The sequence below is a fragment of the Anianabacter salinae genome (assembly GCF_019061145.1).
Taxonomy (GTDB): Bacteria; Pseudomonadota; Alphaproteobacteria; order Rhodobacterales; family Rhodobacteraceae; genus Anianibacter; species Anianibacter salinarum.
The window spans coordinates 410,916-431,327 of sequence record NZ_JAHQZS010000003.1; the positions used below are offsets into that span (position 1 = coordinate 410,916).

22 protein-coding genes and 1 tRNA gene are annotated in these 20,412 nt (G+C 66.2%); 11 read left to right on the forward strand and 12 right to left on the reverse strand.

The window, feature by feature from the left end; translation table 11 throughout:
• Nucleotides 1-43: 43 nt before the first annotated feature.
• Nucleotides 44-1,258 (reverse strand): bifunctional alpha/beta hydrolase/OsmC family protein, encoded by a 1,215-nt coding sequence (locus KTJ87_RS11020; protein ID WP_267139169.1) that lies wholly within the window; start codon nucleotides 1,256-1,258, stop codon nucleotides 44-46.
• 152 nt (nucleotides 1,259-1,410) lie between these two features.
• Here KTJ87_RS11020 and KTJ87_RS11025 point away from each other — a divergent pair, with 152 nt between their 5' ends.
• From KTJ87_RS11025 to KTJ87_RS11035, 3 genes are read left to right on the forward strand one after another with little or no spacing between them, the layout of a single operon-like run.
• Nucleotides 1,411-2,439 carry a sodium:calcium antiporter gene (locus KTJ87_RS11025; protein ID WP_267139170.1) on the forward strand — a complete coding sequence of 343 codons (1,029 nt, stop codon included), beginning with the start codon at nucleotides 1,411-1,413 and terminating at the stop codon, nucleotides 2,437-2,439.
• A 39-nt stretch (nucleotides 2,440-2,478) separates the two neighbouring features.
• Nucleotides 2,479-2,895: a DUF6314 family protein gene (locus KTJ87_RS11030; protein WP_267139171.1), complete on the forward strand. Its 417-nt coding sequence runs from the start codon at nucleotides 2,479-2,481 to the stop codon at nucleotides 2,893-2,895.
• A gap of 37 nt (nucleotides 2,896-2,932) precedes the next feature.
• Entirely contained in the window at nucleotides 2,933-3,727 is a 795-nt protein-coding gene (locus tag KTJ87_RS11035; protein WP_267139172.1) for a heme-dependent oxidative N-demethylase family protein, read from the forward strand.
• On the opposite strand, the gene KTJ87_RS11040 is transcribed toward KTJ87_RS11035, so the two are convergent.
• The 7 genes from KTJ87_RS11040 to KTJ87_RS11070 form a co-directional block, all read right to left on the reverse strand.
• Entirely contained in the window at nucleotides 3,724-4,266 is a 543-nt protein-coding gene (locus KTJ87_RS11040; protein WP_267139173.1) for a hypothetical protein, read from the reverse strand. The two genes, KTJ87_RS11035 and KTJ87_RS11040, sit on opposite strands and share 4 nt — an antisense overlap.
• A gap of 51 nt (nucleotides 4,267-4,317) precedes the next feature.
• Nucleotides 4,318-5,055: a hypothetical protein gene (locus tag KTJ87_RS11045; RefSeq protein WP_267139174.1), complete on the reverse strand. Its 738-nt coding sequence runs from the start codon at nucleotides 5,053-5,055 to the stop codon at nucleotides 4,318-4,320.
• A 190-nt stretch (nucleotides 5,056-5,245) separates the two neighbouring features.
• The gene (locus KTJ87_RS11050) at nucleotides 5,246-6,595 is read right to left on the reverse strand and encodes a hypothetical protein (protein WP_267139175.1); all 1,350 of its coding nucleotides are present in this window, start codon (nucleotides 6,593-6,595) and stop codon (nucleotides 5,246-5,248) included.
• A 369-nt stretch (nucleotides 6,596-6,964) separates the two neighbouring features.
• Nucleotides 6,965-7,234, reverse strand: a complete 270-nt coding sequence (locus KTJ87_RS11055) for a hypothetical protein (RefSeq protein WP_267139176.1) — start codon at nucleotides 7,232-7,234, stop codon at nucleotides 6,965-6,967.
• A gap of 130 nt (nucleotides 7,235-7,364) precedes the next feature.
• Nucleotides 7,365-8,015, reverse strand: a complete 651-nt coding sequence (locus KTJ87_RS11060; protein WP_267139177.1) for a Crp/Fnr family transcriptional regulator — start codon at nucleotides 8,013-8,015, stop codon at nucleotides 7,365-7,367.
• A 126-nt stretch (nucleotides 8,016-8,141) separates the two neighbouring features.
• Complete coding sequence (glnA, locus tag KTJ87_RS11065; RefSeq protein ID WP_267139178.1) at nucleotides 8,142-9,548, reverse strand: type I glutamate--ammonia ligase; 1,407 nt, start codon at nucleotides 9,546-9,548, stop codon at nucleotides 8,142-8,144.
• Between the two features lie 75 nt (nucleotides 9,549-9,623).
• A complete protein-coding gene (locus KTJ87_RS11070) occupies nucleotides 9,624-9,962 on the reverse strand; it encodes a P-II family nitrogen regulator (protein ID WP_267139179.1) in 339 nt (112 codons plus the stop codon).
• A 179-nt stretch (nucleotides 9,963-10,141) separates the two neighbouring features.
• On the opposite strand from KTJ87_RS11070, the gene KTJ87_RS11075 reads away from it, so the two are divergent.
• From KTJ87_RS11075 to KTJ87_RS11095, 5 genes are all read left to right on the forward strand, one after another.
• Nucleotides 10,142-11,647, forward strand: a complete 1,506-nt coding sequence (locus KTJ87_RS11075; RefSeq protein WP_267139180.1) for an NAD(P)H-hydrate dehydratase — start codon at nucleotides 10,142-10,144, stop codon at nucleotides 11,645-11,647.
• A gap of 65 nt (nucleotides 11,648-11,712) precedes the next feature.
• Nucleotides 11,713-11,796: transfer RNA gene (locus KTJ87_RS11080), tRNA-Leu, on the forward strand.
• Between the two features lie 123 nt (nucleotides 11,797-11,919).
• Entirely contained in the window at nucleotides 11,920-13,251 is a 1,332-nt protein-coding gene (gene tig, locus KTJ87_RS11085; protein ID WP_267139181.1) for a trigger factor, read from the forward strand.
• 190 nt (nucleotides 13,252-13,441) lie between these two features.
• Nucleotides 13,442-14,128, forward strand: coding sequence for a Hint domain-containing protein (locus tag KTJ87_RS11090; protein WP_267139182.1), 687 nt, complete (start codon nucleotides 13,442-13,444; stop codon nucleotides 14,126-14,128).
• 227 nt (nucleotides 14,129-14,355) lie between these two features.
• Nucleotides 14,356-15,405 (forward strand): Hint domain-containing protein, encoded by a 1,050-nt coding sequence (locus tag KTJ87_RS11095; RefSeq protein WP_267139183.1) that lies wholly within the window; start codon nucleotides 14,356-14,358, stop codon nucleotides 15,403-15,405.
• Nucleotides 15,406-15,478: 73 nt separating this feature from the next.
• Here KTJ87_RS11095 and rplI read toward each other — a convergent pair whose 3' ends face one another.
• Genes rplI through rpsF form a run of 3 tightly spaced genes read right to left on the reverse strand, consistent with a single transcriptional unit; the run spans nucleotide 15,479 to nucleotide 16,752 of the window.
• A complete protein-coding gene (rplI, locus tag KTJ87_RS11100; protein WP_267139184.1) occupies nucleotides 15,479-16,099 on the reverse strand; it encodes a 50S ribosomal protein L9 in 621 nt (206 codons plus the stop codon).
• Between the two features lie 12 nt (nucleotides 16,100-16,111).
• Nucleotides 16,112-16,339: a 30S ribosomal protein S18 gene (gene rpsR / locus KTJ87_RS11105; protein ID WP_005982441.1), complete on the reverse strand. Its 228-nt coding sequence runs from the start codon at nucleotides 16,337-16,339 to the stop codon at nucleotides 16,112-16,114.
• 23 nt (nucleotides 16,340-16,362) lie between these two features.
• Entirely contained in the window at nucleotides 16,363-16,752 is a 390-nt protein-coding gene (rpsF, locus tag KTJ87_RS11110; protein WP_267139185.1) for a 30S ribosomal protein S6, read from the reverse strand.
• A 312-nt stretch (nucleotides 16,753-17,064) separates the two neighbouring features.
• On the opposite strand from rpsF, the gene KTJ87_RS11115 reads away from it, so the two are divergent.
• On the forward strand, nucleotides 17,065-17,709 hold the full coding sequence (locus KTJ87_RS11115) for a hypothetical protein (RefSeq protein WP_267139186.1): 645 nt from the start codon (nucleotides 17,065-17,067) through the stop codon (nucleotides 17,707-17,709).
• Between the two features lie 83 nt (nucleotides 17,710-17,792).
• The gene (gene fabD / locus KTJ87_RS11120; RefSeq protein ID WP_267139187.1) at nucleotides 17,793-18,734 is read left to right on the forward strand and encodes an ACP S-malonyltransferase; all 942 of its coding nucleotides are present in this window, start codon (nucleotides 17,793-17,795) and stop codon (nucleotides 18,732-18,734) included.
• On the opposite strand, the gene KTJ87_RS11125 is transcribed toward fabD, so the two are convergent.
• Nucleotides 18,703-19,203, reverse strand: coding sequence for a DUF2726 domain-containing protein (locus KTJ87_RS11125; RefSeq protein ID WP_267139188.1), 501 nt, complete (start codon nucleotides 19,201-19,203; stop codon nucleotides 18,703-18,705). The genes fabD and KTJ87_RS11125 overlap by 32 nt on opposite strands.
• A 389-nt stretch (nucleotides 19,204-19,592) precedes the next feature.
• Between KTJ87_RS11125 and fabG the strand changes: the two genes are divergently transcribed.
• Nucleotides 19,593-20,330, forward strand: coding sequence for a 3-oxoacyl-[acyl-carrier-protein] reductase (gene fabG, locus KTJ87_RS11130; RefSeq protein ID WP_267139189.1), 738 nt, complete (start codon nucleotides 19,593-19,595; stop codon nucleotides 20,328-20,330).
• Nucleotides 20,331-20,412 lie beyond the last annotated feature (82 nt).

Genomic DNA, 20,412 nt, shown 5'->3' on the forward strand with positions numbered 1-20,412 from the left:
TTTACGGGGATCGGAGCGCGCTGGCCAGAGGTATGAGCGCCCTTCACTCCGACAGCCGCGTGACCACCTCTTTCGACCGTTCCAGCGTGCGGTGGACGGGGCACTTGTCGGCGATCTCGAGAAGCTTGGCGCGCTGGGCGTCGTCGAGGTCGCCCTCCAGCGTGATGACCCTGCTGAAGCGGTCCACCTTTGCGTCCGCCGGGGTGGCGGCGTCTTCGGCATGGGTCTTGTCGTGGCAGACATCGACGCGGACATGGGTCAGCGGCCAGCCCTTGCGGCGGGCATACATGCGGATCGTCATCGACGTGCAGGCGCCAAGCCCCGCCGAGACAAGGCCATAGGGGGTCAGGCCGCGGTTGGTGCCGCCATAGGCCACAGGCTCGTCCGCGAGGATGTGGTGGTGCGGGCCGTTCTGGATGTCCTGCAGAAAGCCGTCCGGCGCGGCCTCGGACACGCGCACGACGCCCTCGGGCGCGTCCGCAGGCGCGGCGGGCGGGTCGAGCGACAGGTAGCGCGCGGACCAGGCGGCGATCACCTCGGCAGCGTATTCGGCGTCTCCTGCGTCCGAAATCAGGTGATCGGCGCCGTCGAGGGTGACAAAGCTCTTGGGGTGTTTTGCGGCGGTGAAGATCTGCGCGGCGTTGTCGATCCCGACGGTCGCATCGCGCGGCGCATGCATCACCAGAAGCGCGGCGTGCAGCCGTCCCAGCGCGCGGGTCAGGTTGGCCGCGCGCGTATCCTCGACAAAGTCCTGCCTGATGGTGAATGGACGCCCGGCCAGCGTCACCTCGGCGCTGCCCTTCTCGGCGATCTCGTCCAGCGCGGCGCCGAACTGGTGGGTGACATGGCCGGGATCGAACGGCGCGCCCAGCGTCACCACCGCCCGCACCGAGGCGATGTCGGGCGCCGCCGCCAGCACCGCCGCGCCGCCGAGCGAATGGCCGATCATCAGCGACGGCGCCATGCCGCGCCCCGCCAGCCACTCGGCCGCCGCCCGCAGGTCGCCCGCGTTCGAGGTGAAGGTGGTGTTGGCGAACTCGCCGCCCGAATGGCCAAGGCCGGTGAAGTCGAAGCGCAAGACCGCGATGCCCATCGCCGCCAACCGCCCCGCGATCCGCCGCGCCGCCGCGATGTCCTTGCCGCAGGTAAAGCAATGCGCAAACAGCGCGGTCGCCAGATGCGGCCCCTCGGGCAGGTCGAGCCGGGCGGCCAGATCGGCGCCGCTGTGCCCGGTGAACGTGACTTTCTCCATCGGCATGGCGGGGTCCTTTTCAACGCTGCGGCGACGGTGACCGGCTTTCGGGATCGCCTCAAGGGGCCGTAACAGAGTGTCGCGCCAAGGTGAGATATGTGTCGTGTCGCTGTGCCTGCCTTGGGAACCCGTTGCGCCTGCCCCCGCGTTGTCGCGTCATGTTCGCTGCGCTGTCCACGCCCGCCCTTGTCGCCGCCTTCGCCGCCGCCGCGCTGGTTGTCCTGATCCTCGGCACCCGCATGACCGGGCTCGCCGACCGCATCGCGGATCGCACCGGGCTGGGCGAGGCGCTGGTGGGGGGCGTCCTGCTTGGCGCGTCGACATCGCTGTCGGGGACGGTGGTGTCGGTGACATCCGCGCTGGAGGGGCAGGCGTCGCTGGCCTTTGCCAACGGGATCGGCGGGATCGCGGCGCAGACGGCGTTCCTGGCGGTGGCTGACCTGATGTACCGGCGCGCGAACCTTGAACACACCTCGGCCGAGATCGCGAACGTCGTGCAGGGGGCGTTGTTGTTCCTGCTGCTGTCGGTGCCGCTGGTGGCCTACACCTTGCCGGAATGGTCGGTGTGGGGCGTGCACCCGGTGTCGGTGGCCATGTTGGTGATCTACGCATCGGGGGTCTACGTGACCCACCGCGTCCGCGAGAACCCTATGTGGCGGCCTGTCTCGACCGGCGACACGCAAGAGGATACGCCCGACGAGGCACAGCACAGCGGCGCGGCCTGGCGGCTGGTTGGCGGCTTTGCCGTGATGATGGCGGTGCTGGCGGTGGCTGGCTACGTCATTGCGCAGACCGGCGGCCAGATGGCTGCGCGGTTCGGCCTTTCGCAGACCATCGTCGGCGCGTTGATGACAGCGGTGGTCACGTCGATGCCGGAGCTGGTCACGACCGTGGCGGCGGTGCGCCGGGGCGCGTTCCAACTGGCCGTGGGCGGGATCATCGGCGGCAACACCTTCGACACGCTGTTCTTGAGCCTGTCGGATTTCGGCTATAGGGACGGGTCGATCTATCATGCGATCCAGACCGCGGATCTGTTCTGGCTGGCGATCGGGCTGGTGATGACGGCGGTCCTGATGATCGGGCTGATCGTGCGTGAACGCGGCGGGCCGCTGCGGATCGGCACCGAGAGCCTGCTGCTGTTGCTGATCTATGCCGGGGCCATCGCGGCGCAGATCGCGCTGGGCTAGGGGCTTGTCCTGCGCTCAGATCCGGGCGATGCCGGGGACATGGAACGACCGAACATCGATGCCTTTGCCGGAGACTGGGCGCTGTCGCGCCGCATCGAGGATGCGCGGGCAGGCGAGACATTGACCTTTGCCGGGACGGCGCAATTCGTGCCCGATGCCGCAGGGTTCACCTATATCGAGGACGGGCTGCTACAGGCGCCGGACCGTCCGGCGATGCGCGCGCAGCGGCGCTATCTGTGGCGGCAGGGCGCGGCGGGGATCGAGGTGTATTTCGCGGACGGGCGGTTCTTTCACCTGATCGGCGCGGGGCCGTCGCCTGCGGCAGAGCATGACTGTGCCCCCGATGTCTACCGCGTGCGCTATGACTTCATCGGCTGGCCGGACTGGCGTGCGGAATGGCGCGTGACGGGGCCGCACAAGGACTATGTCCTGCGCTCGGAGTATCGCCGCGCGTGACTTCCCCGCGCCTGAACTTGGCGCTAGCGTGCGGTCCATGACACAGATTCTGCAATCCCGCCTGCCCGAGGGCTTGTGGGGCGATCCCCGCCTTGGCCGTCTGCCGGGCATCCAGCCGGTGCGCGACGGCGAGTGGCTGATTGTCGACGATGCCTTTGCCGCGCAGATGGCCGAGCGCGAGCGGCTGGTGGCCGAAGCGCGCGACAAGGTGATCGCCGCGCTGCCGGGGTCAGAGCCTGCCTGCGCCGAATTGCTGGAGGTCGTGCTGGAGGACCTTGGCCGCCGTCCCGATTTCGCCGTCGCCTCGGAGCGGGTCACGCGGCCCGACGGGGTCGAGGTGGCGATCCACCGAGAGGACCCGCTCGGCTCGCTGGCGCGGCTGGTGCAGGAGGACCTGTGCCTGATGGAGGCGCAAGGGGACGAGCATGTCCTGACGGCGGCGGTGCTGTGCTTTCCGTCAAGCTGGACATTGGCGCAGAAGATCGGCCGCCCACTGACCGGCATTCATACGCCGGTGCGGGTTTATGACGAGGATGTCGCACGGCGGGTGCAGCGCCTGTTCGACGGCATTCGCGCGGGCCAGCCGCTGTGGCGGGTGAACGTGCTGCCCTACGACACGGCGGCGCTGTTCACGCCGCAGCGCGAGGAGGCGCGCCGCCCGCGCCCGTCGGAGGCGGCGCCGTTCATCCGGTCGGAACGGCAAAGCCTGATACGGCTTCCTGTCAGTGGCGCGGTGGTGTTTGCGATCCACACCTTCGTCGTCCAGCGCCTTGCCCTGCGCGAGCACGAGATCGAGGTGCTGCGGCGGCTGCGGCCCGAACCCTGGCTTTAGCGTTCGACCGCTCTGGGGGCCGCGACGAGCAAGGGCGGCGAGAACACGTTGTCATCGAATGACAGGTTGGCGCGGGCGAATTCGTCTGCGGTGAACAGCGTGTCGGTATCGCACCAGAACACGAGGTCGGCGTGCGTTTCCTCGGCCAGAAGGTCGGCGACCTCGCAGCAGATCTCCAGCCGGTCCGCGCGGCTGGTCCGTGCACCATGTTCGGGCGCGACAGTGACGATGACCGTCAGGCTTTCCGCGTGATCCTCGAGCATCGACAGAACGGCGTGGTCCATGTCGTTGTCGCCGTCGGGGCGGGTCACGCCCTCGAACTGGTCAAGGTCAAGCGGCACCGGGCAGCGTGCTGCCAGCACCTGCACATCCGGGCAATATAGGATCAGGTATTCCTCGCGCACGAAGCGGGTTTCGAGAATCGGCTGGTCGAACTGCGCAAGACAGGCATCCAGACCTTCGACAAGGCTCGACAGCTCGACGCCAAGGGGGTCCGAATACAGAAGGGTTGCCTCTGCCGAAGCGGGCGTCTCGGTCATCGCGTGTGTCCCTGCGGGCGGGCCGGTCTTCTGCCCGCCCGCTTCAGTCTATCAGCTTGCGTGGGCGCCTTGCGAGAAAATCCGCAAGATCGGCAGTGACGAGGCCAGGCTCGCGACCTGCGCAAGGCGGCCTGCGCCTTTCGAGGCCTGAACCATATCGGTTTCGCCCGTTTGCGCGGCCATCTGCGCGTCTGCCTGTGCCTCGCGCATCGCTGCGGCGAGGACATCGACAGAGGCGGCGACCTCGGGCAGTTGCGCGCGCACGCGGGCCGGGGCCGGACGCGGCGCGCGGGTCAGTTGCCGTGCCATGACGCGGCGCGGGCGCACCGGTTCGCTGCTGGCGCGAGCCGACAGGAATTCGCGCGGGGCAAAGGCGACAGCCGACGAGACGCAGTAGATCGCGGCTACGGGCATCCGCCCGATAAGGCAGGCCGTCAGGCGCGCCAGCGCCTCGAGATGCCCTTCGCCTTCGCCGCGAAACCGCAGCACGATGGCAGCCTCGTGCAGGGCGATGGCGGTAAAGACATCGTCGTCGTCCTGTTCAGGGGCTTCGGGGCGGCTGCCCTTGAGGAAATCCTGCGTTGCCAGCGGCGTGTCGCAGATCGACATGGTGATCTGGATGCCAGGCCCGGTGATCACGAGATCAAGCGGGCCGACCATTTGCGCGCTGTCGGGATCGGCGCCAAGCGCGCCCGCGATCTCGACGAACCGCTCTGCCGCATTGGTCAGGTCTATGTCGTCCGTCGTTGCGAAGAACAGAACCGTCTCTTCGGTCTTTGCGTCAGTCATGGTTTCAACCCCCACTCTTGTCCGATGATCAAGGATCGCAGGCGCAAAAGGAAAGACTGAGGCCGTTGTGGGGTGGTTTATGGTTCCCTCGGGTCACTTTCCGGCAAGGATGTGGCGGGGCGAGCTGACAGAAAACGAGGGGCTGTGCGCCTGGCACAGCCCCTCGGACCCTCCCCAGGGCGCGCAAGGATCAGATGTTGGTCGCGGCTGCTGCGCGGGCGATACCGCTGAGCAGGATGTGGCTCTCAAAGCCGAAATGCGGCGAGGCCATGAACAGAGCGACCACCGCGCCGAAGGCGGCGAGCGTGACATAGAGGTTCGGACCCCGCACCAGGTTCCACAGGAAGATCGCGGCGGCGGGGATCGGCGTGATGACGGCGATGCAGCCGCACAGCGCGTAGGACCGCATGGCATGGCTGCGGCGCGTGGCCAGCTCCATGGCGATCAGCTGTTCGTTCGACAGGGTGGCGTCGAAGAGGTCTTCCTCTTGCGTGTCCTCGGCTGACATCACCGGCACGGGAAGGCCGAACGCCAGCGGGCGGCGGGGATCATGGCGGGCGAGCATCGGCGCTGGCGCGTCCTCTTCCATCGGTTGGGGCGCGGCGGGCTCGGGCGCGGGCGCCGGGTCTGCGATGAAGGCGACGGCGTCGGCGACGGCGGCGATATCCTCGGGGCTGGGGCCGGTGTCGCGCGCGGCGTAGGACGCAGCAGGCGCCTCGGGCTCGGCGGTCAGCCTGTCGAAGCGTCCCAGAAAGGCAATGCTGCCGTCCTCCAGCGACTTGCGTTCGACCAGAAGGCGCCAGTCGGGGCCAAGATCGACCTCCTTGACGGCGCCCGGCCCGATCGTGGAGAGCACCATTCTGCTCAGGACGTCCGCCAGCGCGGACAGCGCCTCTGACAGGGGCAGACCACTGCGCGGGCGTTCGACCATCAGCGTGTGGCCGATCAGGTTCTCGGCGCCGCCAGCGTGCAGCACGTCAGCGGACGTGCCATTGGCAAAGACGACGCGGCCCGGTTCGGGGCGGATCGCAAGCGCTGCGGGGAACGCCGTGGTCGCGGTGCTGTCCAGCTCGTCCGCCGACAGAAGCGTTTCGGACTGCGGCCAGTAGAGCAGCGACGCGCGGGCGCGTTCCGCGATCAGCAGCACCGTCCGGTGCAACGCGATCAGCTTGAGCACCTCGGAGACCGGCTGTTCGGCCGGTTTGCCCGGCGCGGCGCCATCGCAGACCTCGATCCGGACGACATCGCGGTGACGGGCGACGGCTGCGGTATAGTTGAAGCCCTTGATCCGGGTCAGAGGCGCCGACAGGGCCGCCGACATGCGCGACGGGCCAAGGGGCTTGTCCTCGATCGAGAGGGTGATGTGCAAAAGACCCGCGCTGTAGACCGCGCGGCGCGCGCTGGGGCAGGGGATCGAATGGAAGTGCAGGTCCAACGGTTCCAGAGCCTCGGACAAGGCGGCGCGGACTTCCTCGAACACGACCATCGGGCGGTGTTCGAACAGCAGCATCGCTTCCGTCTTGTGTGCAGGCAGTGTCATTGTGCCGGGTCCATTGGTTTTCAATTGCAAGGAAACCGCGAATTCCCGGCTAAATTGTGGCCCGCGGCGGGTCGTTTCGGGGATTTGGCGGGGCAACAGGGGGGCCGTGACCGGCGGCGCGGTGACCCCCAGAGACGAAGAAAGGCGCGCGATCGGGGAGATCGCGCGCCTTCTCCTGACCGGCCCGTCGTCACGCCAGCACCTTTGGCGTCTGGGTCGGCTGGGTCCATGCTGTCGGCGCGGCCTGGGGAAAGCGGGTCGCCGATACGCCTCGGGAGGAGCGTGCCCGCATGAAGAGAGTCGGGGGCGGGCTCAGCATGGGTAATTGGGGAGGTCCAGGTCCCCGGGTAACTGCGGTGCGGTGTTCCTTTACAGCGGCAGCGACGTCAGGGCGTGGGCCATGCCCACTCCGGCGCCGAATGTGCCAAGCGACACGGCCAGAGCGACGACCAGATCGATACCGTAGCCCGTGACCCTTGCGAGGTTCAGGCCATGCGGGCGGCGATTGCCACGATAGATGTCGATCCGTTCGATGGTGTCGAACAACGCGCGTTCGTCCGGGCTGGGCCAATGCGCGATCGTCGAGCGACGCGGAGTGGTCGGCTTGAACGGGGCAGTGCGTTCAGCAGAGCGGTCCATGTCAGTTTCCTTTCCAATGAGTGGCAGCTCATCTTCTGGGATCATGTCTGACAGATTCGCCCCCTGTCCTCTGTGAACGGGATCACAGAAGACCTTTCTTTCTGAATTTCGCGTTAAGCGGGTGGAGCGGTCAGACGCCGCCGGTCTCGGCAAGCGTCTCGAGCGCCTCGCGGTCGAGGATGGCAAGGCCGCCGCGGGACACTTCGATGACCCCGGCCGCCTTCCAGTCGTTCAGCACGCGCGACACCGCTTCGCGAGTGGCGCCGGTGAATTCGGCGACCTCGGCCTGGCTCATCGACAGGCGGTTGGTGCCGTGCTGTGTCAGATACAGCAGGCGCCGCGCCAGCCGGGTGGGCATCGGCAGGAACACCTGGTCTGACATCTGCGCGTTCATCCAGCGCATCCGCTGGCCCGCCAGACGGATCAGCCCCAGCGCGATGTCCGGTTCGCGCCGGATCGCAGCGGTCAGATCGGGATTGCGGATGCGGTAGAGCCGCGTCGGTTCGGTCGCGGTGACGGTCGCGGTGCGCTCGCCCGGATCGAACAGGGAAATCTCGCCGAGGACCGACCCTTCCCGCATGATGTCGAGCGTGAGTTTCTTGCCTTCTTCGGACAGGACGCTGATTTCCAGCGTGCCCGAGATCACGGAATAAAGCGCGTCGCCCTCGTCGCCTTGCTCGAACAGAACCTCGTTCTCGGCAAGCCGAACCTCGTTCGCCAGCGTCTTGAGCGAGGCGCGCAGTGCTTCGGGTGCGCTGGTCAGAAACCCCTGCGTGAACATCTGCCTTCCCGTGTCATCCCCGCACGAAGGCTAACACGCCCGCGGCGTCAGGCCACAGGAAATCCGGCGCGGCAAACTGAAAAGGGCGCCCGAGGGCGCCCTTTGCTGTCTGTTCTGCCGGTTTGATCAGCAGCTGTAGTACATCTTGAACTCGATCGGGTGCGGCGTGTGCTCGTAGGCGTAGATCTCTTCCCACTTGAGCGCCATGTAGCCCTCGATCTGGTCGCGCGTGAACACGTCGCCCGCCAGAAGGAACTCGTGGTCCTTTTCCAGCTCGTCCAGCGCTTCGCGGAGCGAGGCGCAGACGGTCGGGATGTCGGCCAGTTCCTCGGGCGGCAGATCGTAGAGATCCTTGTCCATCGCGGGGCCCGGGTCGATCTTGTTCTTGATGCCGTCGAGACCGGCCATCAGAAGCGCGGCGAAGCACAGGTAGGGGTTCGCCGACGGATCCGGGAAACGCGCTTCAACGCGCTTGGCCTTGGGCGATTCCGACCACGGAATGCGCACGCAGCCCGACCGGTTGCGGGCCGAGTAGGCGCGCAGAACGGGGGCTTCGAATCCCGGGATCAGGCGCTTGTACGAGTTGGTCGACGGGTTGGTGAAGGCGTTGAGCGCCTTGGCGTGCTTGAGGATACCGCCGATGTACCACAGCGCCTCTTGCGACAGGTCGGCATACTGGTCGCCCGCGAACAGAGGCTTGCCGTCCTTCCAGATCGACATGTTGACGTGCATCCCGGTGCCGTTGTCGCCCGCGATGGGCTTGGGCATGAACGTCGCCGACTTGCCATAGGCTTGCGCGACGTTGTGGATGACGTACTTGTATTTCTGAATCTCGTCGGCCTGCTTGGTCAGCGTGCCGAAGATCAGGCCAAGCTCGTGCTGGCACGACGCCACCTCGTGGTGGTGCTTGTCGACCTTCATGCCCATGCGCTTCATCGTCGACAGCATCTCGCCGCGGATGTCCTGCGCATCGTCGACCGGGTTCACCGGGAAATAGCCGCCCTTGACGCCGGGACGGTGGCCGGTGTTGCCCATCTCGTATTCGGTGTCGCTGTTCCAGGACGCGTCGAGCGCGTCGACCTGATAGGACACCTTGTTGATGCCGACCTGGTAGCGGACGTCATCGAACAGGAAGAATTCCGCTTCGGGGCCGAAATAGGACGTGTCGCCGATGCCCGAGGACTTCAGGTAGGCCTCTGCCAGCTGCGCGGTGCCGCGCGGGTCGCGGTTGTAGGGCTCGCCGGTATCGGGTTCGACCACGGTGCAGTGAATGCACAGGGTCTTTTCGGCATAGAAGGGATCGACGTAGATCGAGTCGGGATCCGGGATAAGCTTCATGTCGGACTGGTCGATCGACTTCCAGCCCGCGATCGACGAGCCGTCGAACATGAAGCCTTCCTCGAGAAAATCCTCGTCGACCTGATCGGACATCAGGGTGACGTGCTGAAGCTTGCCGCGCGGGTCGGTGAAACGGATGTCGACATACTCGATGTCTTCGTCCTTGATCGTCTTAACGACGTCAGCTTTGCTCATCGGTGCATGGTCCTTTGCTGTCCTGTCCCGCTCGGGCGGGCGTTGTGTGGTTTCAGATGGGCGGCGGCGGGCGCGTCAGAGCGCCTCTTCGCCCGCTTCGCCGGTGCGGATGCGGATCGCCTGTTCGACAGGCGACACGAAGATCTTGCCGTCGCCGATCTTGTCGGTCTTGGCGGCGGCGATGATCGCCTCGATGGCGCGGTCGACCAGATCGTCGGACAGCACCACCTCGATCTTCACCTTGGGCAGGAAGTCGACGACGTATTCGGCGCCGCGATACAGTTCGGTATGGCCCTTCTGACGGCCGAAGCCCTTGACCTCGATCACCGAAAGACCCTGCACACCGATTTCCTGCAGCGCTTCCTTAACTTCATCGAGCTTGAACGGCTTGATGATCGCCTCGATCTTTTTCATTGCGTGTCGACTCCTCAGGCGATGACGTATTCGTTGGGTGAGAGACCATTTCCGCGCGCGGCCCACAATTCGTGAACGGGGCGCGGGGAAATCGTCTCGGACGGAATCTCGGGAGTTGCCCGAATTTTGTGCAAACTGATCCATTCGGCGGCGGTTTGCAAACGGAACAGGCGAGGATGATGACCGATCTTCTGACATCCGCCCAAATGCGCGCCATCGAGGCTGCGGCGATGGAATGCGGTGAGGCGACGGGCGCGCAGATGATGGAGCGCGCGGGGCGCGGCATGGTCACGGCGATGCGGCGCACCTGGCCGGACCTTGGCCGGGCGAGGGCGGTCGTTCTGTGTGGGCCCGGCAACAACGGCGGCGACGGATATGTGATCGCGCGGCGGCTGGGCGATCTTGGCTGGCGGGTCGAGGTGTTTGGCCTTGGCGATCCCGCGCGCCTTGACGGTGACGCCGCCATGATGCGGGCGCTGTGGGATGGCCCGGTGGGCGCGCTGACGGACGCAGGGCAGGGCGAGGCGGCCGACGTCGTGGTCGATGCGCTGTTCGGCACCGGTTTGTCCCGCAGGGTGGGGGCAGAGGTGCTGGCGGCGCGCGAGGCGGCGCTGGCGCGCGGCGGCGCGCGGGCGCGTCTGGTCGCGGTGGACTGCCTGTCGGGGCTGGACGCCGACAGTGGCCGGATGCTGGCCGAAGATGGCGTGACCGTGACCGGCGCCGACCTGACGGTGACGTTTCATGCCGCCAAGCTGGGGCATCATCTGGCGCGGGGGCCAGAGCTGTCGGGGCGCCTCGAGGTGGCGAGCATCGGGCTGGACGGGCGCGATTGCCCTGAGGCGGCGCAGCTGCTGGACGGCCCGCTCCTGGCGCTGGGCAAGGCCGGGGCCGGGCACAAGTACGACAGCGGACATGCCGTGATCGTCGCGGGGCCCGCCTTTCGCACCGGCGCGGCGCGGTTGGCTGCGCGCGGGGCCCTGCGCATCGGGGCGGGGCTGGTGACGCTGGCGGCGCCGAAGGGCGCGCTGCCGGAATGCGCAGCGCAAACGACGGCGATCATGTTGGCCGAGGCAGGAACGGCCAAGGCGCTGAGCGATCTGGTGCAGGATACGCGGCTGAACGCGCTGTGCGTGGGGCCGGGGCTGGGCGTGGACCGCGCGGCGGCGCTGGTGCGGGCAGCGGCCGGGCCGGGGCGGGCACTCGTGCTTGACGCGGACGCACTGACGGCCTTCGCTGAGGCGCCCGGTGATCTTTTCGCCGCCCTTGAAGGCTGCGCCGGGGCGGTGCTGACCCCGCATATGGGCGAATTCGCGCGGGTGTTCCCGGACCTCGCCCGCGACAGCACGCTGTCCAAGGTGGACATGGCGCGCGCCGCGGCCAGTCGGGCCGGGGCGGTGGTCCTGCTGAAAGGGCCGGACACGGTGATCGCGGCGCCGGGCGGCCGCGCGGCCGTGATGTCCGGCGGATACGGGCAGGGCGCGCCCTGGCTGGCGACGGCGGGCAGCGGCGATGTGCTGGCAGGGATCATCACCGGGCTGCTGGCACGCGGCGGCGCGCCGTTCGAGGCTGCGGCGACCGGCGCCTTCGTGCACCGCGCCGCCGCCCGCGCCTTCGGCCCCGGGCTGATCGCCGAGGACCTTCCCGAGATGCTGCCGCAGGTGATGCGCGGGCTGATCGCGGACTGATCCGCCCCGGCGGCGCGAAATCCCCCTCGCCCCCGCGCGCGCGGTTTGCTAAGCGGTGCGGCGATGCGGGTGTGGCGGAATTGGTAGACGCACCAGATTTAGGTTCTGGCGCCTTTGGCGTGGGGGTTCGAGTCCCTTCACCCGCACCAGCCCGTCGCGGGCGCCTGTTCGCCCGGCGAATCAGGGTTGATCCCCCGTTTTGCCCCCTCTAGTAAAGCGCAAATCTCCCGGAGGGCGGCTGGGCCGCCCCCTTATGTATTGTGAGGAATCCCATGCAGGTCACCGAGACCCTCAACGACGGTCTGAAGCGCGGCTACCATATCACGGTCACCGCCAGCGAGCTTGACGCGAAGGTCAATGAAAAGCTGGCCGAAGCGCAGCCCGAGATCGACATGAAGGGCTTTCGCAAGGGCAAGGTGCCGATGGCGCTGCTGAAAAAGCAGTTCGGCCAGAAGCTGCTGGGCGAGGCGATGCAGGAAGCCGTGGACGGCGCGATGTCCGAGCATTTCGAGCAGACCGGCGACCGCCCCGCGATGCAGCCCGAGGTCAAGATGACCAACGAGGACTGGAAAGAGGGCGATGACGTCGAGGTCGATATGACCTACGAGGCGCTGCCGGAGATCCCGGAATTCGACGCCTCCTCGATCACGCTGGAAAAGCTGGTGGTCAAGGCGGATGAGACTGCAGTCGACGATGCGCTCAAGGGTCTGGCCGAGAACGCCCAATCCTTTGACGACCGCGCAGAGGGCGCTGCGGCGGAAGACGGCGACCAGATCGTGATCGACTTTGTCGGCAAGGTCGACGGCGAGGCATTCGAGGGCGGTGCGGCCGAGGATTATCCGCTGACGCTGGGCTCGAATTCCTTCATCCCCGGCTTCGAAGAGCAGCTTGTGGGTGCCAAGACGGGCGATGACGTGACCGTGACGGTGTCGTTCCCCGAGGAATACGGCGCAAGCCATCTTGCCGGCAAGGAAGCGACGTTCGACTGCACCGTGAAGGCCGTCAAGGCGCCGAAAGCGGCCGAGATCGACGACGAGCTGGCCAAGAAATACGGTGCCGAGAGCCTCGATGCGCTCAAGGGCCAGATTCGCGAGCGTCTTGAAGCGGAATACGCCGGGGCCGCGCGCGCGGTGATGAAGCGCCGCTTGCTCGACAAGCTGGACGGGGCGGTCAGTTTTGATCTGCCGCCGTCGCTGGTCGATGCCGAGGCTAGCCAGATCGCGCACCAGCTGTGGCACGAAGAGAACCCCGAGGTTCAGGGCCACGACCACGCGCATGTCGAGCCGACGGACGAACACAAGACGCTGGCCGAACGCCGCGTGAAGCTGGGGCTTCTTCTGGCCGAGATCGGCCGGGTGAAAGAGGTTCAGGTGACTGACGCCGAGATGACGCAGGCGGTGATGAACCAGGCGCGCCAGTATCCGGGCCAAGAGCGCCAGTTCTTCGAGTTCGTCCAGCAGAACGCCCAGATGCGCCAGCAGCTTCAGGCGCCGATCTTCGAGGACAAGGTCGTAGACCACATCTTTGAAGAGGCGACGCTGACCGAGAAGGAAGTGTCCAAGGACGAGTTGCAGGCCGAGGTCGAGAAGCTCGACGAGGAGTGATCGGTTCCGCCTGACGGATGACACAAAGGCCGCCCTCCGGGGCGGCCTTTTTTCGTCGGTGCCTGTTCACTCTTGCGGCGCTGGAAAGGCAAGGCTGCCGCGATCTCGCCGCGAGCTGTCCGTATCCAGTCCATATTCGCGTGCGACTACTCTTGCCCTAGGGGAAACTGCGGGGAGTGCGGGGATGGACATGAGTTTCGAACCTGGCGGATGGACGGCGGACAGATCCTGCTCGACATCCGGCGCGACATCCGGGGCGCCCGATCTGGCTGATCTGGCCAACGTCTCTGATGCGGCGCAGGGGGCGGACAATAATCCCGGCGTGCCCTGCTTCACCGTCGGCAGTATCATCGCCACCGCGCGAGGCCCGAAGCCCGTCGAAGACGTGCAGCCGGGCGAGCGCCTGTTGACCCGTGACAACGGATTCCAGCCCGTCCTTTGGGTCGGGCGGCGGCGGATCGGCAAGCGCAAGCTGGCGGCCGAGCCGGATCTCTTGCCCGTGGTGATCGCCAAGGACAGCCTGGGCGAGGGGGTTCCGAGCCGTGACATGCGCGTCTCGCCCAGTCACGGGCTGCTGTGCAAGGGGTCCGAGGCTTGCGGGGAAGAGCGGCTTGGAGACGCTCTCGCCCGCGTGGGCGCGCCTGGCATTCGGACCGAACGGGCCGATGCCGTGACCTATGTGCATATCCTGTTCGAACAGCACGAGATCGTTCTGGCCGATGGGGTCTGGAGCGAGTCGTTCCGGCCGAACTCTGCCCTCATCGCGCGGATGACCGGCGCGCAGCGCGCCGAACTGGTTGAGTTGTTTCCCGCCCTTGCCGGCGCTGGCGGCGTTGCCTTCAGACCTGCCCGCCAGGTCGTGCCGGCTGTCTTCTAGCTGAACACCGTTGCCGTTTGCGCCCGCATCGACGAACAGGTCATCCGCGCTGGGGATGGCACGTCACGGCGTCCGATTTCTGCCACCGTGCCCGCTTGTTCTGACTGGTAGGCATGTTCGCGCGACGCAAAAACATCTTTCAATTTTCGTGCTTTAACCCCGTTGGCGCCTGATTGTGTCGCTATCCAGTCCTTGGGTTCAGCGAATGAACCGCAGGGGGACATGCCGTGGCGATCCGTGAATTCTTTGCATTCGACAACCAGGCGCTTGTCGTCGACGGCACTTCGCCCTCGCTGGCGCCGGGATCGGCGATCATCAACGAGAGCGATACGCCGAACGGCACGATCTTTCGCTATACGGCGGGGCAGGGCAGCCGCATCTCACTGAACGATACCGGCGGAAGCTCGAACACCTTCGAGGACGACAACGCGGCCAACCATGTCATCGTGAATGGCAAGGGCATGGTGGCGAATGGCCAGACCGTCGAATCCGAGAGCTTCCACACGCTTCAGCAGATCGACGACCTCGGCAACCCCGTCGGCGCGCCGATCACGCTGTGGGTGTTCAGCCAGGGCGGTGTCACGCAGAACGTCTGGGGCTTTGGCACCAATGCGGTTCTGGTCGACGGGGCGCGCTATCAGAAGACCGGCGGCAGCATCACGGGCGGCACCGGCTATGGCAGTTTCGTGCCCTGCTTCACGCCGGGAACCCGTGTGACCACGATCACCGGGGAAAAGCCGATCGAGGACATCGTTGCGGGGGACAGGGTGCTGACCCGCGACAACGGCTTTCAGGTGGTGCGCTGGGCCGGACGGCGTGCGGTGACTGCCCGTGAGTTGGCCACTTCGCCCCGACTGAGGCCGGTGCGGATCGCGCGGGGCGCCTTTGGCGAGAACGTTCCGTCGCGCGACATGCATCTGTCGCCGCAGCACCGGGTGCTGCTGACCGACCGCAGATGCGGTGTCTATTTCGAGGAAGGCGAGATGTTCGCCCCGGCCGATTTTCTGTGCGGAGTCACGCGGGGCGTGGCGCGCGATGAGGTGCCGGAGGTGACGTATGTGCATATCCTGTTCGACCGCCACGAGATCGTTCTGAGTGACGGTATGTGGTCGGAAAGCTTCCACCCCGGCACCTACAGCGTCGGGGCGATGGGCGCGGCGCAGCGGGCCGAGATCCTGGCGCTGTTCCCGCAGCTTTGCGGTGGGCAGGAGCGCGAGGCCTTTGGCGCTGCGCGCCCCTCGATCAAGCGGCGCGAGGCAATTCTTCTGGCAAGTTAGGCCTGGTCGAACGTCAAGGGGCCGCATCCTTTCGGATGCGGCCCCTGTTTTCGTCGTCCGGTTGCGGAAACGATCAGGCGTCGTCGTCGTCGGTGTTTGACCGCGACGGGCGCTGGTCGTCGCCATCGTCGTCCATGCCGGCCGAGCCGATGTCGTCGAACAGTTCCGCGATCTCGAATTCGGCTTGCGCTTCTTCCTCGGCCGCGAGTTGCTGGATCGACTTGCCCGATGCCTGAAGTTCGGCCTCTTCGGGCGAGCGTGCGACGTTGATCTCGACCGTCACCTCGACTTCGGGGTGAAGGCGGATGGTCATCTCGTGCAGACCCAGTTCCTTGATCGGCTGGGGCTGGATGACCTGGCGGCGGTCGATGGTGATACCGCCTTCGCTGACCACGTCCGACACGTCACGGGTCGAGACGGAGCCGTAAAGCGCGCCCGAGTCCGATGCGGACCGAATCACGATATACTGCTGGCCGTCCAGCTGTTTGCCAAGCGCCTCGGCCTCCTTGCGGGTTTCGAGGTTCTGGGCTTCGAGCTGCGCCTTCTGCGATTCGAAGGCCTTGATGTTGTCCTTGGAAGCCCGGAGCGCCTTTTTCTGCGGAAGCAGGAAATTGCGCGCGTAGCCTTCCTTGACGTTCACCACTTCGCCCATCTGGCCAAGCTTGGCGACACGTTCGAGAAGAATGACTTGCATGTGCCTGTCTCCTTACTTCACGGCGTAGGGCAGAAGGGCGAGGAAGCGGGCGCGCTTGATCGCGCGGGCGAGTTCACGCTGCTTCTTTGCCGATACTGCGGTGATACGGGACGGCACGATCTTGCCACGCTCAGAGATGTAGCGCTGCAGAAGGCGGGTGTCCTTGTAGTCGATCTTGGGTGCATTGTCGCCGGAGAACGGGCAGACCTTGCGGCGGCGGAAAAATGGTTTAGCTGCCATGGTTTAGCTCCTTTTTCTCTGGATCAGCGACGGCGATCGCCGCGGTCGGGACGGTCGCCACGATCAGGGCGGTCACCACGATCACGCTCGTCGCGCTTCTGCATCTGGACCGAGGGGCCTTCCTCGTGGGCGTCCACCGCGATTGTCATGACGCGCATGACATCGTCGTGGAGGCGCATCAGACGCTCCATTTCCTGCACGGCCGGCGCGGGCGCGTCGGTCTTGAGGAAGGCGTAATGGCCTTTGCGGTTCTTGTTGATCTTGTAGGCCATCGTCTTGACGCCCCAATACTCGTGCTCGACGACCTTGCCGCCGTTGTCCGCGAGGATGGTGCTGAAATGTTCGATGAGGCCTTCGGCTTGCGTGTTGGACAAGTCCTGACGCGAAATGAACACATGCTCGTAAAGCGGCATGGTCTCTCCATCTTTTTCAAGCGCACTTCACAGGGCATGGCCGTTTGGCCTTCCGCCGGCCGCCCGCGAGAGGTCACGCTGGTCAAGGGGTATACGGAAGGATGCGGCCTTATACAGGGCGACCTCGCCGATGCAAGCGATGATGCAAGGGCATGCTGCAGGGCCATGTTGCCGGGACATTGTGCGGGGTCATGATCCGGGTCCGTCTTGGAAGTTCCGCGATATCGCGCGGAACCGGCCCGAAACTTGCCACGTTCCGGCAGCACATATGGGAGGAACACCGCTGCCCCCAATGACCGAGGTTCCGTTCCCATGATCCGTTTTGCCCAGTCCGTTCTCGCCCGCCTGTCCGCCCCGACCAACTTGTCGGTGCGCGAGACCTACTGGGGCTACACGATCGAGACGGGCAAGCAGATCCCCCGTCACTACCTGCTGTCGGGGCGGGCGATCTTTCTGGCGCTGTTCTATGCGTCCTGGCTGGTCATGCTGGGCGCCTGGCTTGCCCTTTTGTCGAGCGTGACTAGTGCGGCGCTGGTGCCGGGTTTCGTGCTGCTGTGGCTGGCTGTGGCCTTTGCGTTCTGGCGGCTGATGCTGCGGCAGGTCGGCGTCGGCCATATCGTTCAGGTCGATCTTGCACGCGAGACGCTGCGCGTCGGGGCTCGCTGCGGCGACACCAAGGATCAGGAGTGCCAGCACATCCCCTTTGGCGAGATCGGCGATCTGGTGATGGAGCATCCGCGTGATCCGGGGGTGCGGCAGGCTCTCAAGCTGCGGCGCAAGCAGGGCGGCGTGCCGGTGCTGATCGCCACGGGGGACGAGGCGTCGCTGCTGGCGCTGCATGACAGGCTGTCGCACGACCTGACCCCGATCGAGCAGCGCATGGCGTCCTATCGGCAGCCGCGCACGCAGGCGCGGCCGGTGTTTCCGCCGCTGGGCCCGTCCGAAATCTCTGCTTGACGAAAGCAGGTGCCCCGCGCGCGATTGCGCCGCCGGGCACTGCGCGTTATCCGCTCTGACACGCCACGCGAGGAGGAGCCGACATGACCCGTGCATTCATTTTTCCCGGACAGGGAGCGCAGACCATCGGCATGGGCCGGGCGCTGGCCGACGCCTATCCAGCGGCGAAGGCTGTGTTCGACGAGGTCGATGAGGCTTTGGGCGAGGCGTTGTCGGCGCTGATCTGGGACGGCGAGGCGGACGATCTGACCCTGACCCGCAATGCGCAGCCCGCGCTGATGGCCACGTCGATGGCGGCGATGCGCGCGCTGGAAGCGGAGGGCATCGAGGTGACGGCGGCGGGGTTCGTGGCGGGGCATTCGCTGGGCGAGTATTCGGCGCTGTGCGCGGCGGGCGCGATCTCGCTCGCTGACACGGCGCGCCTGCTGCGGCTGCGCGGTCAGGCGATGCAGGAGGCGGTGCCGGTCGGTGTTGGCGCGATGGCGGCGCTGCTGGGCCTGGACTTCGAGACGGCGGAAGCGGTGGCGCGTGAGGCGGCAGAGGGCGATGTGTGCCAGGCGGCCAACGACAACGACCCCGCACAAGTGGTGGTCTCGGGGCACAAGGCAGCGGTCGAGCGGGCGGTCGAGATCGCCAAGGCGCGGGGCGCCAAGCGCGCGATCCTTCTGCCGGTGAGCGCGCCGTTCCACTGTGCACTGATGGAGCCTGCCGCGCGGGCGATGGCAGAGGCGTTGGACGGCGTGACGATCGCAGCGCCGAAGGTGCCGGTGGTGGCGAACGTGCGGGCCGCTGCCGTGGACACGCCCGCGGACATCCGGGCCTTGCTGGTGGAACAGGTGACGGGCTCGGTCCGCTGGCGCGAGTCTGTGGCCTGGATGGCGGGCGAAGGCGTGACCGAGACCTGGGAGATCGGGGCGGGCAAGGCGCTGTCGGGCATGGTCCGCCGGATCGACCGCGAGATCGCGGTGCGCAACATCGGCACGCCGGACGAGGTCAGGGCTGCCGTGGAGAGCCTCGGCGCCTGAGACGGGCAACGATGGCGTTGGCAGATGCATCGGGAGACGCATCCGCCTCGATCTCCATCCATTCGGCCCCGGACTTGCGGATGACTTCACGCTTGATTGCATCACGGGCAAAGGCACCGCCTTGGTAATGTCCGTGTCCTTGATACTCGACCGCGACCGCCAGGTGACCGGCGCCGTCAATGACTGCAAAGTCGATGCGGCGCGTGTTCAGCTCCCAGATTGCGGCCTTGGCGGCGCGCTCGTCGTTCGAGACGGGACGCATGATTTCGGCAAGGGACACCTGAGCCATGACGCGGTAGCCGGCCTTGAGGTCGCATACACGCCGTTCGATGGCGCTGAACTGGCGATACTCGGATTTGTTCATCAGGGGCTGCGTTCTGAAATCAACAGCGTCCACGATGGCCATTGCCTTTGCACGGTGTTCCATACGTTGCCTGTCCTTGTCGGAGATGGCCGACGGGTAGATCACGGTCGGGCGCCAGTGACGGTTTGGGCGGCGCGACGCTGACGAAGACGTTCGGCGTGGTCCTCCGCTGCGTCTTCTGGCGGGTGCGAAGAGCGCACTTGTGAGAATAAGAAATGCGCCAAACACGAAGCATGCGACGATCAAGTTGCGCGTCTCGCCACTGAGACCTGCAGGTAGCAGACTGTCCAGAAAGGACGGTTGTGCAGTGAACTGTGTCTCTACGGAAATGAACTTCGCCACGAGCTTTGCCTTCCACAACCATGCCGCAGGGGCACCATTCCTGATTACAGGGGATTTTGGCGTTCATGAGGTATAGCCGCGACCGTTCTAGGCCATTGAATAGGAGCGCGGGCATCGGGTAGCTGTCCGCAACGGGCTTTAAGGAGACGACCATGTTCGACCTGACGGGAAAATGCGCGCTGATCACCGGGGCGTCGGGGGGGATCGGTGGGGCGATCGCCTCGGCGCTTCACGGCATGGGGGCGACGGTGGGTCTGTCCGGCACGCGGGTCGAACCGTTGGAGGCGCTGGCGGCGGAATTGGGCGAGCAGGCGCATGTGTTGCCGTGCAACCTGTCGGACGCCGATGCGGTCGAGGCGTTGCCCAAGCAGGCGGTCGAGGCGATGGGCGCGGTCGACATTCTGGTGAACAACGCCGGGATCACGCGCGACAACATCTTCATGCGGATGTCGGATGAGGAAATCCAGTCGGTGATCGACGTGAACCTCGTGTCCTCAATCCGGCTGATGCGCGGGGTTCTGCGCGGGATGATGAAGGCGCGGTTCGGGCGGATCGTGAACATCACATCGGTGGTGGGGGCGACCGGCAATCCGGGGCAGGTGAACTATGCTGCCGCCAAGGCCGGGCTGGTCGGTGCGTCGAAGTCGCTGGCCTACGAGGTCGCAAGCCGCGGGATCACCGTCAACTGCGTCGCGCCGGGGTTCATCGCCACCGCGATGACCGAGAAGCTGAACGACGACCAGAAGGGAAAGATCCTGACGCAGATCCCTGCCGGTCGCATGGGCGATCCGGTGGAAATCGCCAGTGCCGTCGCCTATCTGTCCAGTGCCGAGGCCGGTTACGTCACCGGGGCCACGCTGCACGTCAACGGCGGAATGGCGATGCTTTGAGGGCGCTTGCGAAAGCGTTTGCGCCCCCCGTGCGATGTGCTATAGGCGGCCCATCTTGCCGGGGGCGCGTTTTCGCGTCGGG

Bases quoted from the DNA above. Each gene is read 5' to 3' on its own strand.
- KTJ87_RS11060 (WP_267139177.1), bottom strand. From the start codon at position 8,015: ATGTTCACGCAGGGGTTTCTGACCAGCGCACCCGAAGCACTGCGCGCC.
- KTJ87_RS11045 (WP_267139174.1), bottom strand. From the start codon at position 5,055: ATGACTGACGCAAAGACCGAAGAGACGGTTCTGTTCTTCGCAACGACG.
- fabG (WP_267139189.1), top strand. From the start codon at position 19,593: ATGTTCGACCTGACGGGAAAATGCGCGCTGATCACCGGGGCGTCGGGG.
- KTJ87_RS11025 (WP_267139170.1), top strand. From the start codon at position 1,411: ATGTTCGCTGCGCTGTCCACGCCCGCCCTTGTCGCCGCCTTCGCCGCC.
- KTJ87_RS11030 (WP_267139171.1), top strand. From the start codon at position 2,479: ATGGAACGACCGAACATCGATGCCTTTGCCGGAGACTGGGCGCTGTCG.
- glnA (WP_267139178.1), bottom strand. From the start codon at position 9,548: ATGAGCAAAGCTGACGTCGTTAAGACGATCAAGGACGAAGACATCGAG.
- KTJ87_RS11055 (WP_267139176.1), bottom strand. From the start codon at position 7,234: ATGGACCGCTCTGCTGAACGCACTGCCCCGTTCAAGCCGACCACTCCG.
- KTJ87_RS11035 (WP_267139172.1), top strand. From the start codon at position 2,933: ATGACACAGATTCTGCAATCCCGCCTGCCCGAGGGCTTGTGGGGCGAT.
- KTJ87_RS11115 (WP_267139186.1), top strand. From the start codon at position 17,065: ATGATCCGTTTTGCCCAGTCCGTTCTCGCCCGCCTGTCCGCCCCGACC.
- rpsR (WP_005982441.1), bottom strand. From the start codon at position 16,339: ATGGCAGCTAAACCATTTTTCCGCCGCCGCAAGGTCTGCCCGTTCTCC.
- KTJ87_RS11040 (WP_267139173.1), bottom strand. From the start codon at position 4,266: ATGACCGAGACGCCCGCTTCGGCAGAGGCAACCCTTCTGTATTCGGAC.
- KTJ87_RS11075 (WP_267139180.1), top strand. From the start codon at position 10,142: ATGACCGATCTTCTGACATCCGCCCAAATGCGCGCCATCGAGGCTGCG.
- KTJ87_RS11090 (WP_267139182.1), top strand. From the start codon at position 13,442: ATGAGTTTCGAACCTGGCGGATGGACGGCGGACAGATCCTGCTCGACA.
- KTJ87_RS11050 (WP_267139175.1), bottom strand. From the start codon at position 6,595: ATGACACTGCCTGCACACAAGACGGAAGCGATGCTGCTGTTCGAACAC.
- KTJ87_RS11070 (WP_267139179.1), bottom strand. From the start codon at position 9,962: ATGAAAAAGATCGAGGCGATCATCAAGCCGTTCAAGCTCGATGAAGTT.
- rplI (WP_267139184.1), bottom strand. From the start codon at position 16,099: ATGCAAGTCATTCTTCTCGAACGTGTCGCCAAGCTTGGCCAGATGGGC.
- fabD (WP_267139187.1), top strand. From the start codon at position 17,793: ATGACCCGTGCATTCATTTTTCCCGGACAGGGAGCGCAGACCATCGGC.
- rpsF (WP_267139185.1), bottom strand. From the start codon at position 16,752: ATGCCGCTTTACGAGCATGTGTTCATTTCGCGTCAGGACTTGTCCAAC.
- KTJ87_RS11020 (WP_267139169.1), bottom strand. From the start codon at position 1,258: ATGCCGATGGAGAAAGTCACGTTCACCGGGCACAGCGGCGCCGATCTG.
- tig (WP_267139181.1), top strand. From the start codon at position 11,920: ATGCAGGTCACCGAGACCCTCAACGACGGTCTGAAGCGCGGCTACCAT.